Annotated in this window: 13 protein-coding genes; all 13 read right to left on the bottom strand. The window is 61.9% G+C overall.

Annotated elements, in window-relative coordinates; genetic code table 11:
• Positions 1–101 precede the first annotated feature (101 nt).
• Positions 102–974 carry an acetyl-CoA carboxylase, carboxyltransferase subunit beta gene (accD, locus tag ACQ4WZ_RS02555; RefSeq protein ID WP_010400390.1) on the bottom strand — a complete coding sequence of 291 codons (873 nt, stop codon included), beginning with the start codon at positions 972–974 and terminating at the stop codon, positions 102–104.
• A gap of 198 nt (positions 975–1,172) precedes the next feature.
• Entirely contained in the window at positions 1,173–1,970 is a 798-nt protein-coding gene (gene trpA, locus ACQ4WZ_RS02550) for a tryptophan synthase subunit alpha (RefSeq protein ID WP_436572500.1), read from the bottom strand.
• A gap of 85 nt (positions 1,971–2,055) precedes the next feature.
• A complete protein-coding gene (gene trpB, locus ACQ4WZ_RS02545; RefSeq protein ID WP_436573851.1) occupies positions 2,056–3,306 on the bottom strand; it encodes a tryptophan synthase subunit beta in 1,251 nt (416 codons plus the stop codon).
• Complete coding sequence (locus tag ACQ4WZ_RS02540) at positions 3,299–3,982, bottom strand: phosphoribosylanthranilate isomerase (protein ID WP_101482263.1); 684 nt, start codon at positions 3,980–3,982, stop codon at positions 3,299–3,301. Before ACQ4WZ_RS02540 ends, trpB begins: the two co-directional genes overlap by 8 nt.
• Before the next feature lie 34 nt (positions 3,983–4,016).
• Positions 4,017–4,820, bottom strand: a complete 804-nt coding sequence (truA, locus tag ACQ4WZ_RS02535; RefSeq protein ID WP_092606456.1) for a tRNA pseudouridine(38-40) synthase TruA — start codon at positions 4,818–4,820, stop codon at positions 4,017–4,019.
• Between the two features lie 176 nt (positions 4,821–4,996).
• Positions 4,997–7,567: a motility hub landmark protein FimV gene (locus ACQ4WZ_RS02530; protein WP_436572499.1), complete on the bottom strand. Its 2,571-nt coding sequence runs from the start codon at positions 7,565–7,567 to the stop codon at positions 4,997–4,999.
• A gap of 172 nt (positions 7,568–7,739) precedes the next feature.
• A complete protein-coding gene (gene asd, locus ACQ4WZ_RS02525) occupies positions 7,740–8,867 on the bottom strand; it encodes an aspartate-semialdehyde dehydrogenase (RefSeq protein ID WP_436572498.1) in 1,128 nt (375 codons plus the stop codon).
• A 45-nt stretch (positions 8,868–8,912) separates the two neighbouring features.
• Positions 8,913–9,983 (bottom strand): 3-isopropylmalate dehydrogenase, encoded by a 1,071-nt coding sequence (leuB, locus tag ACQ4WZ_RS02520; protein WP_101482265.1) that lies wholly within the window; start codon positions 9,981–9,983, stop codon positions 8,913–8,915.
• A gap of 10 nt (positions 9,984–9,993) precedes the next feature.
• Positions 9,994–10,641: a 3-isopropylmalate dehydratase small subunit gene (gene leuD / locus ACQ4WZ_RS02515; protein ID WP_101482266.1), complete on the bottom strand. Its 648-nt coding sequence runs from the start codon at positions 10,639–10,641 to the stop codon at positions 9,994–9,996.
• Between the two features lie 51 nt (positions 10,642–10,692).
• Positions 10,693–10,815 carry an entericidin A/B family lipoprotein gene (locus tag ACQ4WZ_RS02510; RefSeq protein WP_010400408.1) on the bottom strand — a complete coding sequence of 41 codons (123 nt, stop codon included), beginning with the start codon at positions 10,813–10,815 and terminating at the stop codon, positions 10,693–10,695.
• Between the two features lie 68 nt (positions 10,816–10,883).
• Positions 10,884–12,287 carry a 3-isopropylmalate dehydratase large subunit gene (leuC, locus tag ACQ4WZ_RS02505; RefSeq protein WP_436572497.1) on the bottom strand — a complete coding sequence of 468 codons (1,404 nt, stop codon included), beginning with the start codon at positions 12,285–12,287 and terminating at the stop codon, positions 10,884–10,886.
• Positions 12,288–12,566: 279 nt separating this feature from the next.
• On the bottom strand, positions 12,567–14,447 hold the full coding sequence (locus ACQ4WZ_RS02500; protein ID WP_436572496.1) for a chemotaxis protein CheA: 1,881 nt from the start codon (positions 14,445–14,447) through the stop codon (positions 12,567–12,569).
• Positions 14,447–15,304: a protein phosphatase CheZ gene (locus tag ACQ4WZ_RS02495; protein ID WP_101482269.1), complete on the bottom strand. Its 858-nt coding sequence runs from the start codon at positions 15,302–15,304 to the stop codon at positions 14,447–14,449. The genes ACQ4WZ_RS02500 and ACQ4WZ_RS02495 overlap by 1 nt, the downstream gene beginning before the upstream one ends.
• Positions 15,305–15,721: the final 417 nt, after the last annotated feature.

Genomic DNA, 15,721 nt, shown 5'->3' with positions numbered 1-15,721 from the left:
GAGACTTCTTGATGAGGAGACAGTGCGCGAGGCGCGGAGATGGTGTGACATGGCAACCAGGCGGGTCCGCAGGACACCGCCCGGCCTGTTACTCTGGCGGATTACGCCAAGACTTCGACGGCCTGGTTTTGCAGCAAGGCCAGCAAGCGGGCGATTTCTTCGCGCATCTTGCGGCGGTCGACGATCATGTCGACGGCGCCCTTGGTGACGAGGAACTCGGCGCGCTGGAAGCCTTCCGGCAATTTTTCGCGCACGGTGTTTTCAATCACGCGCGGGCCGGCAAAGCCGATCAGCGCTTTCGGTTCAGCAATCACCACGTCGCCCATGAAGGCGAACGAGGCGGACACGCCGCCCATGGTCGGGTCGGTCAGCACGCTGATGAATGGCAATTTCTTTTCCGACAACTTGGTCAGCATGGCCGTGGTTTTCGCCATCTGCATGAGCGACAGCAAACCTTCCTGCATGCGCGCGCCACCGGTGGCGGTGATGCAAATGAACGGCACCTTCTGTTCCAGCGCGATTTGTGCGCCGCGCACGAAGCGCTCGCCCACGACGGAACCCATGGAGCCGCCCATGAATTCGAATTCGAAGCACGCCACGACCACTGGCAGGCTCATGATGGCGCCGCCCATGACGACCATCGCATCCGTCTCGCCCGTCGCTTCCATGGCGGATTTCAGGCGGTCCGGGTATTTCTTGCTGTCCTTGAACTTCAGTGTATCGACAGGCAGGATTTCCTGGCCGATTTCATAGCGGCCGCCCGCGTCGAGCAGGCTGTCGAGGCGTTCACGCGCGCGGATGCGCATGTGATGATCGCATTTCGGGCACACGTGCAAATTCGATTCCAGGTCCGTGCGGTACAGCACGGCTTCGCACGATGGGCACTTGACCCACAGGCCTTCCGGCATGGTCTTGCGCGCGGCAGCATCAGAACGCTGTATGCGCGGTGGCAGCAGTTTTTCCAACCAACTCATATTTTCTCCTTGGGCCCTTGTAGGGGTAGCGTCGGTGGACGCCCCCGGCAGACGGTAAACGGCGACACCCCCGTAGGGCGCCACCAAAAATTTTATCTATTGCACAATAACAGGAAAATCAGTGGCCGAAGTGTAGCCGTTTATCGCCGGGCTGTCGAACTTTGCCGTCAACGTATCTTGCGTAAACGGCAAGCTTGCTCAGGCGTCCAGTGCGGCGCGGATGCCTGCCGTAAAGCTGCGCACGGCATCGACGGCGCCACCTGGCGGGGCGTTTTCAATCTCCTGGATGATGCGGCTGCCGATCACGACGGCATCGGCCACCTTGGCAACGGCCTTGGCCGTGGCACCATCGCGGATGCCGAAGCCCACGCCGATGGGTAATTTTACATGCTGGCGGATGGCCGCAAGGCGTTCCGCCACCTGTTCCGTATCAATGTTGCCAGCTCCCGTGACGCCCTTGAGCGACACATAATAGCTGAAGCCGCCGCCAACCTTGGCCACTTGCGCGATGCGCTCTTCGGTCGAGGTGGGCGCCAGCAGGAAAATCAGGTCGAGGCCCGCTGCACGCATGGCGGCCGCGAATTGCTCGCACTCCTCAGGGGGATAGTCGACGACGATGGCGCCATCGGCGCCGGCCGCTTGCGCTGCATCAATAAACGCGGCGCTGCCGATGCGTTCGATGGGGTTGGCGTAGCCCATCAGTACCACGGGCGTCGCCTGGTTCGTTTCACGGAACTGGCGCACATAAGCGAACACATCGTGGATGCCGACATTGAATTTCAAGGCCCGCTCGCAGGCGCGCTGAATGACGGGACCTTCGGCCATGGGGTCGGAAAACGGCACGCCCAGTTCCAGTATGTCGGCGCCGCCCTCGACAAGCGCATGCATCAGGGGCACGGTGGCGTCAGGACCGGGATCGCCGGCGGTGATGAAGGTGACCAGGCCGGTCTTGTTGTTCGATTTTAAGTTGGCAAAGGTGGTGGCGATACGGGACATGGGGAGCTTTCTTTATCAGTGGAGGATGTCGGATTACGCGCTGACGCGCTAATCCGACCTACGCAATACCGGGATTATCAGTTGATTAACTGAAATTCAATCCCATGCGCTCCGCCACGGTATGCATGTCCTTGTCGCCACGGCCCGACAGGTTGGCCAGCACGATCTGGTCTTTCGGCAAGGTGGCCGCCAGCTTGGCCGCGTAGGCCAGCGCGTGCGACGATTCCAGCGCCGGGATGATGCCTTCGATATGGCAGCAGTCGTGGAAGGCCTGCAAGGCCTCGTCATCGGTGATCGACACGTATTGCGCGCGGCCCAAATCCTTCAACCACGCGTGTTCCGGGCCCACGCCGGGATAATCGAGGCCGGCCGAGACGGAATGCGTCTCGATGATCTGGCCGTTTTCATCCTGCAGCAGATAGGTGCGGTTGCCATGCAGCACGCCCGGGAAACCGGCCGCCAACGAGGCCGAGTGCTTGCCCGTATTCAATCCCTCACCGGCCGCTTCCACACCGATCAGTTTGACATCCTTCTGGTCGATATACGGATAAAAGATGCCCATGGCATTCGAGCCGCCGCCGATGCAGGCCACCACGTAATCAGGTTGGCGACCCGTCATTTCCGGCATCTGCACCAGGCATTCCTCGCCGATCACGGACTGGAAATCGCGCACCATCATCGGGTAAGGATGGGGGCCGGCGACGGTGCCGATGATATAAAAGGTGTTTTCGATGTTGGTGACCCAGTCGCGCATGGCTTCGTTCAGCGCATCCTTGAGGGTCTTCGAGCCGGATTCGACGGGCACGACAGTGGCGCCCAGCAATTTCATGCGGTACACATTCTGCGCCTGGCGCTTGACGTCTTCGCTGCCCATGTAGACCACGCATTCGAGGCCGAAGCGGGCACAGATGGTGGCCGTGGCCACGCCGTGCTGTCCGGCGCCCGTCTCGGCGATGATGCGCGGCTTGCCCATGCGCTTGGCCAGCAGGGCCTGGCCGATCACGTTGTTGATCTTGTGCGCGCCCGTGTGGTTCAAGTCTTCGCGCTTGAAATAGATTTGCGCGCCGCCGGCCATTTCGGACCAGCGCTTGGCGTGATAAATGGGCGATGGACGGCCGACGAAATGTTTCAGCTCATAGCGAAATTCTTCGAGGAATTCCGGGTCGGCGCTATAGCGGGCGTAGGCGTCTTTCAGCTCGGCCAGCGCATGGGTGAGCGTTTCGGCAACAAATGCGCCGCCATAAGGGCCGAAATGGCCGCGCAGGTCGGGAAAAGGGTAATCGGTGGCGTGGAACAATGCGGCGGCTGCGCCGGGCGCGGTGGCATGGTCATTCATGGTGGTTTCCTCTGGCAATGATGGCATCGGCATCCTGTACCGCGGCGATGAACGCGCGGACTCGGGATGCGTCCTTGATACCCTTGGACGCTTCGACACCACTGCTGATGTCGACGGCGTAAGGGCGTACGCGCACCACTGCGTCAGTCGCGTTTTGTACGCTCAAGCCACCACTTAAAACGACCCGAGGCGCGAGTTCTTCTGGAATGAGGGACCAATCAAATACCTTTCCTGCACCGCCGTAGGCATCCACATAGGTATCGAGCAAGAGGCTCGAGAACAAGGGACTGGCGGCGCGATAGCGCTGTTCGTATTCTAGCAAATCTTCGCCGCGGGCGTCGGGTTTGACGCGGAACACTTGCGTAAACGGTGTCTGCACGGCGCCAGCGAGGGCGGCGCTGTGCTCCGGCGTCTCGTCGCCATGAAATTGCAGCAGGGACAAGGGCGCAACGGCCTTGGCCGCCCGCACTTCTTCCACGGTGGCATTGACGAACAAACCCACCGTCGTCACGTACGGCGGCATGGCGGCGATCAGGGCCGCCGCTTGCTGCGGCGTGACGTAGCGGGGGCTTTTCGGATAGAACACGAAGCCGATGGCGTCGGCGCCCGCCGCCACGACAGCCTGGATGTCTTCGGCGCGGGTCAGGCCGCAGATCTTGATGCGTGTGCGTGGCATGTTACTCCTTGATGTTATTGCTTGATGCGAAACGTCAGAACCAGGGCAAGGCGCTGCTGCTGTCTTGCGGTAACGCCCATTTCGGGTCGTAATCGATCTGCGCCAGGTACAGGCCGTCCGGCATGAAGGTGGGCGCGGCCGCGTGGCGATCCTTACTTTCCAGCAAATGCCCCAGCCATTCCGGCTTTTCCCGTCCCGTGCCTATATAGACGAGCGAACCGACCAGGTTGCGCACCATGTGGTGCAGGAAGGCATTGGCCGTGATGGTGAAGATGACGCAATCGCCGCGCCGCTCGATGCGGATGTCATGCATCAGCTTGACGGGCGACTTGGCCTGGCATTGCGCGGCGCGGAAGGCCGTAAAATCGTGCCAGCCCAGCAACGGCTGCACGGCCTGGCGCATCAGTTCCACGTCCAGCGGACGGAAAAAGAAGCCGGCACGCCCTTCCACCAGCGGCGAACGGGTGGCGTTGTTGTACAACACATAATGATAGGTGCGCGCGCGGGCGCTGAAGCGGGCGTGGAAGAAATCGTTGACGGTGGGATCGCCTTCGAGTTCTTTGGCCCAGCGCACGGCGATGGATTTCGGCAGGAAGGCGTTGACACCGCGCACCCAGGAATGCACGTCGCGGTTCAATTCCGTATCGAAATGCACCACTTGCTCAAGCGCATGCACGCCCGTATCCGTGCGGCCGGCGCAGGTGGTGGCCAGGCGCACGCGGGCAAACTGCTCCAGCGCGTTTTCCAGCTGGTCCTGCACCGTCTGCCCGTCTTCCTGTTTCTGGTATCCATGCCAGGCCGTGCCGTCATACTGTAGGCCGAGGACGATACGCTTCAATGGCGTTGCTGTCGTAATATTTTGCATCGAAGCATTATACCGGCGCGCAGGCGGCCCTGCCCTCCGACCACACAAGCGCCTGAGACGGCGTTCAGGGCAAGGCGCACGGTCGAAGACAGTACGAATGTACGGCGAGGCCGTGCAACGCAGCCATGGACGTCGTATCGACGCTTAGGTTAGCCGAGCAGCGCGCGCATGGTATTAGCCTTGGCGATCTGCTCTTCGCTGCCACCCTTGATGACCTCATCGATCAGCTCGCGCGCACCTTCCTTGTCGCCGATTTCCTGGTAAGCGATCGCCAGGTCCAGCTTGGTATCCATTTCCATGTGGATGGCCGACAATGGGTCATCCACGCCCACGCTGGCCGTCTTGCCATCGTTGAGATCCAGGTCGATGCCGGACAGGTCAAACTCTTGCGCGGCCGGTATGGCGTCCGGCAAGCTCGCTGGCGTTTGCGCATCGTCAAACCGGCTGTCGCTGGCAGCGTCGGCCGCCGCCACCGTCGCGGCGGCTGGCGCCACGGGCTCGTCGAGGTCGAAATGGGCCAGGTCGACATCCTTCAGAGGGTCAGGCAATGGCGTCACACCGGCGCCTACGCCATTCACGGGGCCGGCTGGCGGCTCCAGGTCGAGGCCGAAATCCATGCTGGCGTCATAGTGCACATCGTGCGCGCCCTGCGTGGCGGACAGCGGCTTGCTTTCCGGTCCCGGCATGGCGATCGGGTCGCTGGTGGAGACGGGCTCGAAATCGAGGCTGTCGAGGTCAAAATCGAGGGGGGCGCGCGCATCGCGGGCGCTCACCGAAGTAACCGGCTCGGCCGGCGCCAGGTCGGCAAGCGCTACGGGCGCAGCCAGATCGTCGGGCAAGTCCATGCTCTGGCCGTGCAAGTCGTCGCCGGCACCCTTGCTCAGGCTGACAACGGCGTCGTCTTCCGTATCGCCATACAGGGGGTTGGAAGGATCGAGCGCCAGGCCCAGTGCAGCCGCTTGCGGCCACTCTTCGCCCTGTCCCCGCGTCAGGCTGTAGAGCTCACTAGCCTGGTCTTCAAACGCGCGTACATCGTTGCGCGCCGAATAGATTTCCAGCAATTTCAGGCGGGCCGCATGGCGCTCGGGGTGGATGCGCAAGGCTTCCTTGAGGATATCTTCCGCCTGGCCATCGCGGCCGTAAGCGATATACACATCCGCTTCGGCGACGGGGTCCGTTTCATTGCCTTCAAGCATGCTGGCACCCGCTACCGCAGCTACGCCGGCAGCGGCGGCGGCACCCGTACCGAACAGCTGGTTGCTCGCCTCGGATTGCTGGTCTTCCGGCGCCAGGCCGGCCGGCGGCGCCACGGGCGCTTCCGGCTCGAATACGGGGGCGGCATCTTCTGCGGGCGGCGGCGTTTCCTTGCGCCGGCGCGCGATTACCAGCGCTGCCACGGCCGCCAGCAAAGCGGCCAGGCTGATGCCGATGGCGCCCAGGTGATCACTGATCTTATCGGCGAGGGTAGGCTCCAGCGGCGACGGTTTCTTGATCAGCGGCACCGGTTTCGCTTTGGGCACGGGAGCTTGCGCTTCAGCCGGCGCGCTGGCAATGGCGCTGGCCGAGGCACTGGCCAATGCGCTGGCAGCGGCCTCGGCCGGCTTGGCGGGGGCGGGAGCGCTCTTGTCGGCCATGGCCTTGCTCTTCACCGCCATCAATTTTTCCAGGTCGCTGACGTTCTTTTCCAGCTCCTTGACGCGCGCGGCCGCTTCATCGACCTGCTTGGCCTTGGCGATCTTGTCTTCCTCGCTGGCGACGGCACTCTTGCCCGCCGACTTGGCTGCCGGCTCCGCCTTCGACAGTTTCAGCTTGTCTTGCGACTCGCTCACGGCCGTCGGTTTTTCCTGCACCTTGGTCGCGCCGATCTTGCCAGCCGTGCTTTGCGTCGCCTGCGCGGCCTTGGCCGGCTTGCTTTGCGACACCTGGCCCGCCAGCTTGTTGCGGTAGGCTTCGAAATCGATGGCGTGCGCCGTCACGACGCCCTTCGCTTCGGCCGCGTCGGTGGCGCGCACGGCATCCGCGCCTGGCACGGCCAGGATGCGCCCGGCCTGCATGCGGTTCATGTTTTCGCCCCTGAAAGCATCGGGATTGGCGCGGTACAGGGCGACAAGCATCATGTCGAGCGAGACGCCCGATGGCTTCAGTTCGCTGGCGATGCGGCTCAGGGTGTCGCCCGCCTTGACCTTGTACTCGCCTGCCGCCTTTTTCGCCAGCGCAGTATCAGCAGTAGCTGCAGCCGGCTTGCTCTTGCCTGGCTGCACTGGCGCCGTCACTTGCGCGCCGCGCGTCTGCCGCGCTTCGGGTGTGTCGAGCACGAATGCATATTCGCGTACCTGGCGCCCGCTCTTGCTGCTCAACTCCAGCAGCAGGTCGACCATGGGTTCGGCCACCGGCTGCGCCGAGCTGATGCGGATGAAAGACTTGCCGTTGCGCATTTCCACGGCAAACGTCAGCGCGTTCAGGGCGGGATTGAATTCCACGTTCGCCTGGCGGTAGGCGTCCGGCGGCGCCAGCTTGGCCAGCAGGCTAGATGCCTCGCCTGGCTTGACGGCCGATAATTCGACCTCGGCGCGCAGCGGCTGGCCGGCGGCGGACAGCACCGTGATCTTGCCCAGCTCGGCCGCGGATACCGCCGGTGACAATAACACCGCGCAGGCAACAGCGCTGCTGAGTGTCTTGATGGCAAGGGAGGCGACCCGGGGACGAGTGTGTACAGGCATAATTGGCGGCATCTTAGTTGACGTGGGAAAACAGTTACTTTTCCAGAGGTATCAACATATCATCATGCCCAGAGCTATGCAAGCTCCGCATGGTTGCGCCTTGACGGGCTCAGGATGGAAAAAAAGCCGGGAAAACAGCCCCGGCTTGATCTTGATCAGCAATTTATTGCCGTTATGCGTCCAGCAGGATACGCAACATGCGGCGCAGCGGCTCGGCCGCGCCCCACAGCAATTGATCGCCCACCGTAAAGGCGGACAGGTATTCGCCGCCCATGCTCATCTTGCGCACGCGGCCGACAGGAATCGTCAGGCTACCCGTGACGGCTGCCGGCGACAGGTCGCGCACGGACGCTTCGCGCGTGTTCGGCACCAGCTTCACCCATTGATTGTTGCTGGCGATGATGTCGTTGATTTCATCGAGAGGCACGTCTTTTTTGAGCTTGATGGTCAGGGCTTGCGAATGGCAGCGCATGGCGCCGATACGCACGCACAGGCCATCGACAGGAATTTCCCTGGTGCCAAAATCGATGCCGCGGCCCAGGATCTTGTTCGTTTCAGCGCCCGCCTTCCACTCTTCCTTCGACTGGCCATTGCCCAGGTCCTTGTCGATCCACGGGATCAGGTTGCCGGCCAGCGGCGCGCCGAATTGCTTGATTTCATCCGGGGAATAGCCGTGCTGGGTGGCCAGCACCTGGCGGTCGATTTCCAGGATGGCGGAAGCGGGGTTTTCCAGCAGCGCCTTGACGGAGCTGTTGATGGTGCCAAATTGCGTCAGCAGCTCGCGCATGTGCTGCGCGCCGCCGCCCGATGCCGCCTGGTACGTCATCGACGTCATCCAGTCGATCAGGTCGTGCTGGAACAGGCCGCCCAGGCCCATCATCATGCACGATACGGTGCAATTGCCGCCGATGTAATTCTTGACGCCTTTGCCCAGCGCATCCTTGATGACGTGCAGGTTGACGGGATCGAGCACGATGACAGCGTCTTTTTCCATGCGCAAGGTCGATGCCGCATCGATCCAGTAACCATTCCAGCCCGCTGCGCGCAGCTGCGGGAAGACAGCGCTCGTGTAGTCGCCGCCCTGGCAGGAAATGATGATGTCGCACTTGGACAGTTCGGCGATGCTGTTGGCATCCTTGAGGATGGTTTCATTTTTCGCCATGGCCGGCGCCGCGCCGCCCGTGTTCGAGGTGGTAAAAAACACCGGTTCGATGTGGGCGAAGTCGCCCTCTTCCTGCATGCGCTGCATCAGGACCGAACCGACCATACCGCGCCAACCTACCAAGCCAACTAATTTCATTACCATTCCTCAAGATGAGACGGCGACTGCCGTCATTAGACTATTTTATCCCAGTGCTTTTACAACTGCATCACCCATCGCCTCGGTACCGACCAAGGTCGTGCCCGCTTCGTGGATATCGGCCGTGCGCAGACCCTGCGCCAGCACTTTCTTCACGGCCGCTTCGACCCGGTCCGCCTGCTCTTCGCGGTTCAGCGAATAGCGCAGCATCATGGCCGCCGACAAGATCGTCGCCAGCGGATTGGCGATGCCCTTGCCCGCGATATCGGGCGCCGAACCGTGCGAGGGCTCGTACAGGCCCTTGTTGTTGGCGTCGAGCGAAGCGGACGGCAGCATGCCGATCGAGCCCGTCAGCATGGCGGCCGCGTCCGACAAGATATCGCCGAACATGTTACCCGTCACCATGACGTCGAATTTCTTCGGCGCCCGCACCAGTTGCATGGCCGCGTTATCGACATACATATGGTCGAGCGCGACATCCGGGTATTCCTTGTGCACGTCGATGACGATGTCTTTCCAGAACTGGAAGGTTTCCAGCACGTTCGCCTTGTCCACACTGGTCAGACGCTTGTCGCGCTTTTGCGCCGCCTGGAAGGCCACATGGGCGATGCGGCGGATTTCACCTTCCGCATAGCGCATGGTGTCGTAGCCTTCGCGCTGGCCCTTGAACGGACCGTCCGGGCACTCGCGCACGCCGCGGGGCTGGCCGAAATAAATGTCACCCGTCAACTCGCGGATGATCAGGATATCCAGGCCGGACACCACTTCCGGCTTCAGGGTCGAGGCGCCCGCCAGCTCCGGGTACAAAATGGCCGGACGCAGGTTGGCGAACAGGCCCAGGTTCTTGCGCAAGCCCAGAATCGCCTGCTCGGGACGGAACTGGCGCTCCAGCTTATCGTACTGATAATCGCCAACGGCGCCGAACAGCACGGCGTCGGCCGCTTTTGCCAGGGCCAGGGTGCCTTCCGGCAAGGGGTGGCCATGGGCCGCATAGCCGGCGCCGCCCACAGGTGCCGTTTCCAGCTCGAATGATTCGCCCAGCACATTCAAGACCTTGACGGCTTGCGCGACGATTTCAGGACCGATGCCGTCGCCGGGTAAGATTGCAATTTTCATGGAATGATCTTTAGATAACGTTGGCGAGCCAAGGCTGATTGGTCAAATGACGCTCTTCGAAGGCGCGGATATCGTCCGCATGGCGCAGGGTCAGGCCGATATCGTCAAGGCCATTCATCAGGCAATATTTGCGGAAGGCATCGATTTCGAACGGATACGAGACGCTACCATTGCTGGTTCTCACGCACTGCTGTTCCAGGTCCACCACCAGCTTGTAGCCGGGGAAAGCCTTGACTTCATTGAACAGGTGCTCGACCTGGCTTTCCGACAGCACGATGGGCAGCAAGCCGTTCTTGTAGCAGTTATTGAAGAAAATGTCGGCAAACGAGGGCGCGATGATGGCGCGGAAGCCATACTGGTCCAGCGCCCACGGCGCGTGTTCGCGCGAAGAGCCGCAGCCGAAATTCTTACGTGTGAGCAAGATAGAAGCCCCCTGGTAACGCGGCTCGTTGAGCACGAAATCAGGGTTCAGCGGACGGCGGCTGTTGTCCTGGCCCGGTTCGCCATGGTCGAGGTAGCGCCATTCGTCGAACAGGTTGGGGCCGAAACCGCTGCGGTGGATCGATTTCAGGAATTGCTTCGGGATAATCGCGTCGGTGTCGACGTTGGCGCGGTCCAACGGCGCTACCAGGCCTTCGTAAATCGTAAATTTATCCATGCTATGTCTACTCGGTAGGACGCGCGGCGCTGTGCGCCGGCACGTCACGGTTTATTTTCCGCCGGCGCCAGTGACGACCTGGCCGACTTTCTGCACATCGCGGCCGATGCCGGAGACGGTGTTGCAGCCAGACAGGATCACGGTGGCGATGAGGAGGGCGAAGAGTTTTTTCATGATGATTTCTTGATAGTAAATAAGGGACAGGGAACGCTAGTGTACGCCAGCGCCGCCCGTCCCTGCCGTCATCGCAAGCCCCGCACGTCGACAAAGTGGCCGGCGATGCCTGCCGCCGCCGCCATCGCGGGCGACACCAGGTGGGTGCGGCCGCCCTGCCCTTGCCGGCCCTCGAAGTTGCGGTTCGAGGTCGAAGCGCAGCGCTCGCCCGGCTCCAGGCGGTCCGCATTCATGGCCAGGCACATGGAACAGCCCGGCTCGCGCCATTCGAAACCGGCATCCTTGAAGATACGGTCCAGCCCTTCGCGCTCGGCCTGGTCCTTGACGAGGCCGGAACCGGGCACCACCAGCGCCAGGGTGACGTTCGAGGCGCGGTACTTGCCGCGCACCACGGCGGCGGCCGCGCGCAAATCCTCGATGCGCGAATTGGTGCAGGAACCGATGAAGACCTTGTCGATGCGGATGTCCTCGATGGCGGTGTTGGGTTTGAGGGCCATGTAGACCAGCGCCTTTTCCATCGCATCGCGCTTGACGCTGTCTTTTTCATGGTCAGGGTCGGGCACGCGGCCATCGATGCCGATCACCATCTCGGGCGACGTGCCCCAGGTCACTTGCGGCACGATGTCAGCGGCGTTGAGGGTAACGACCAGGTCAAAGCGGGCGCCCGGGTCCGAATGCAGGGTGCGCCAGTAGGCCACGGCGCGTTCCCAGTGCGGTCCGGCCGGCGAAAACGGACGGCCCTTGACGTAATTGATGGTGGTGTCATCCACGCCGATGATGCCGGCGCGCGCGCCAGCCTCGATGGCCATGTTGCACACCGTCATGCGACCTTCCATCGACAGGGCGCGGATGGCCGAACCGCCGAACTCGATACAGTAGCCCGTGCCGCCGGCCGTGCCGATCTTGCCGATGATGGCCAGTACGATATCTTTTGCCGTCACGCCAGCCGGCAGGGCGCCGTCGACTTGCACCAGCATGGATTTGGATTTCTTTTGCAGCAAAGTTTGCGTGGCCAGCACATGTTCCACTTCGGACGTGCCGATGCCATGCGCCAGCGCGCCGAAGGCGCCGTGCGTCGACGTGTGCGAGTCGCCGCACACGACCGTCATGCCGGGCAGGGTCGCGCCCTGTTCAGGGCCGATCACGTGCACGATACCCTGGCGCTTGTCGTTCATGTTGAAGTAAGTCAAGCCGTAGTGCCTGGCGTTCTTGTCCAGCGTTTCCACCTGCAGGCGCGAGACCGGATCGGCAATGCCGTCGATGCGGCTGGTGGTGGGCACGTTATGGTCGGCCACGGCCAGGTTGGCGGAAATGCGCCACGGCTGGCGGCCCGCCACGCTGAGGCCATCGAAGGCTTGCGGGCTGGTGACTTCGTGCAGCAGGTGCCGGTCGATGTACAAAATTGTCGTGCCATCATCTTCGGCCCGAACAACGTGGGATTCCCAGAGTTTGTCGTAAAGCGTCTTCATCATGATTTATGCAGCGTTGCCACAGCCTGTAGTAAGTGATCTGTCGTACTGATCGAAGGGATCGGCAATGATTATGCCATATATTGTGCAATGCAGAACCAAAAGCCGCCCCAGCGTGGGATGGGCGATACAAAATTCGGCATGCCTTGCGGATATGGTTAAAAAATTGCTGATACGAAAATCCGCCAAAATGCCGGCGGGGCGAATAAAAATCGAAAAAAGCCGAAAAAAAAGCCCGCTGCAGAGGTCTGCAGCGGGCTGGATGTGAACTGGCCAATGTTTCTAGGCAGCCATGCGCACACTTCCCCTGCAACCATCCATCAGGAAAGATAGGCCCACGACTAGCACCAGCTCGCCTTCGGCCGAGCGAGCGGTACCGGTAATGCCTTCCACGGTGATGGCCGTCATCGGCTTGATCACCAGGTCAGCCGTGCCATCGACGGCTTCCACGGCGAGAATGTACGGCTGTGGCGCAGCGACAACAATGCCCACGCGCTCGCTGCACGATTCGTAGCCCAGGGCGCCGGCCAGCGAACGCACGGGCAATGGACGGCCCTGGTCTTTCAGCACGGGCGCGCCGCCCACTTCCATGAAGGTTTCCGGCAATTCGACGACGCGCTGCACCACCGCCATCGGCAGCGCCAGCGCGGCGCCCGACGTCGACACCAGCATGGTCGGCACGATGGACAGCTCGATTGGCAGGCGGATGGCAAACTTGGTGCCCTTGCCCAGCGAGGACTCGATGTGGATGGCGCCGCGGTTTTTCTCCACGGCCGTCTTGACCACGTCCATGCCCACGCCGCGTCCGGAGACGCTGGAGGCCACTTCCTTGGTCGAGAAGCCCGGCAGGAACACCAGCTGGAAGCATTCGTCGTTGCTCAACTGCGCGTTTTCGCTGATCAAGCCCTTTTGCTGGGCCTTGCTGCGCAGGAAGGCCGGATCCATGCCCTTGCCATCATCCTGCAGCACGATCATGACACTGTTGGCTTCCTGCCAGGCCTTCAGCGAAATATACGATTTGGCGGGCTTGCCGGCAGCCAGGCGCGCTTCCGGCGATTCGACGCCATGGTCGAGCGAATTGCGCAGCATGTGCACGAGCGGATCGTAGAGGCTGTCAACTACCACGCGGTCGACTTCCGTCTCCGCGCCCTCGATGGTCAGCTCGACATCCTTGCCCAGGTCTTTCGCCAGTTCGCGCACCAGGCGCGGGAATTTCTGGAACAATCGGCCCACGGGCTGCATGCGCGTGGCCAGGGTGGCACGCTGCAGTTCGGTCGAGTAGCGCGAAGCGCGTTCCAGGGTTTCCGCCAGGGTCGCCATCAAGGTGGCGGCCTGGCCTTCGAATTTGAATTGCAGCAAGCGCTCGAGCAGCACGGCAGCCTGATTGGCAGCCTGTACCGATTCGCCAGCCACTTCCAGCAGAGCGTCGAGCTTGACGGCGTCGACGCGGATGCTGTCTTCCTTGACGGGCGCGGCATGGCGCACTTCCGGGCGCTCTTCGCGGCGTTCCGCGCCATCCCAGGCTTTGGCGGCCGGCTTGGCGGCAGCGGCAGCAGCAGGCGCGGCGGCCACGACGGCAGGGGCAGCGGCCACGGCGGACACCGGCGCGGCAGCGACCTGGCTGCCCGCCGGCACGACGGCGTTATACATGCCTTCCCAGTCCAGGCCATCGGCACTGGCGGTGGAAACAGCGGCGGCTGGCGCCACCACGACCACTTCGGCAACGGGCGCGGCGGCTTCCGCCACCACTGCGGCGGCCGGCGCGGGTGCGTCCATGCCCTTGCCTTCGATGGCGTTCGTGAGGATGTGTTCCAGCTCTTCCGGCATGGCCGGCAAGCTTTCCGGCGCGGCACCGTTGGCCAGTTCCGTCAGCTGGTCGGCCACGAAACCGGACGCCTGCAGCGCCGCTTCGATGGCGATCGGGGTCACCGGCGCGGCGCCCGTGCGCAAGGCGTCGAACAGGTTTTCCGTCAGATGGCAGGCCGCCACCAGTGCGGGCAGACCCATGAAGCCAGCCCCACCCTTGATGGTGTGGAAGGAACGAAACACGGCATTCAGTGTTTCCTTGTTGTCAGGATCACGCTCGAGGCGCAATAAGTGCTCTTCAACATTAACCGCAAGATCCATCGCCTCAACGACGAAATCCTTGAGCATATCGTCCATTAGAATCCCAAATCCGCAAGAAGGTCGTCTACATTATCCTGGTCCAGCGCCACCGACGGCACGGACGGGCCCTGCATCAGAGGCACCGGCTTCTGCGCCAGTTTTTCGCGCACTTCGGCCGGTGCGTTGTCGCGCAGCAGCTGGGCAAGCTCGTGCTCCACCGTCTTGGTGATGTTGACCACTTTTTTGATCAGCTGGCCCGTGATGTCCTGGAAGTCCTGCGCCATCATGATTTCCAGCAAGCGCGCTTTTTCTGCTTCCGTGGCCTCGGCAACGGCTTGCGCGAACTGGCGCGAATCGCCGGCCAGGGCCTTGAATTCTTCCAGGCTCAGCTTGCCGTCGAACAACGCCGTCCAGCGACTGTCCATGTCCTTGGCTTTCTTCGACAGCACATCTTGCGCCGGCATCCCTTCATCGAGCGTATTCAGGACCTTGTTGGCGGCCTGTTCCGTCAGCGTGGCGACATATTCCAGGCGGTCCTGGGCGTCGACAATCTGCGACGACGCTTCCGTCAATGCCTTGTCGTAGCCCAGTTCGCGCAGCGAATCGTGCAGCAGGCGCACGATGCCACCCAGGCGTTCGAACATCGGCTTGTCGGACTGGTCGACCGGATCGGCCGCTTCGCCAGGCACGCCTGTAGCAGCCGCGGGGGGCGCTTCGGGTGCGGCGGCGACTGGCGCTTCCGCTGCGGCTGACGGCACGGCGGCGCTGGCCGACACCGAGTCGAACAGCGCGTCAAAATCGTCGTCCGCGATCACGGCTGCGGGCGCTGCGGCAGGCGCGGGCTTGGGAGCGGCCGCACTTTGCGCAGATACTTCATCGAATAATGCATCGAAATCATCAGCGGCGTTGGTCATATCCCTGCTTCTCCATAATTTGTCAAAATTCCGCCTGAACTGTGCGTTTTACAGACTGATACCCACAATTTCTCGATTAAGATGATTTGAGGCAATACCGCTGCGATGGTGCGAGTGTAGCAGGGCGCCGCCCTGTTGGTAAATCTCAAAACGCGCTTCCTGGTGCAAAGCAGGTCCACAAGAGCTTTTCCACCAGGAAATAAGTGTTCCTGCTGTTGTATTTTGAAATACTACCATTGGCGTGCGTGCAAGACCACGCGCCAGACAAGAAATCCTGCTTTCGGGTGCCTGCGCAACAGTACCCAATGGCTGTCGTTACGGCTCAAACACGATCTTTCTGCCAATGTTGTCTATACTGAAGGTGCAATAGTATTGATAATTATCAAGTCTTTACATGAATACCATGCTGCCGCCGCG

This window comes from Janthinobacterium darwini (genome assembly GCF_051380905.1).
GTDB lineage: Bacteria > Pseudomonadota > Gammaproteobacteria > Burkholderiales > Burkholderiaceae_D > Janthinobacterium.
This window is presented reverse-complemented; position numbering and strand designations above follow the sequence as displayed.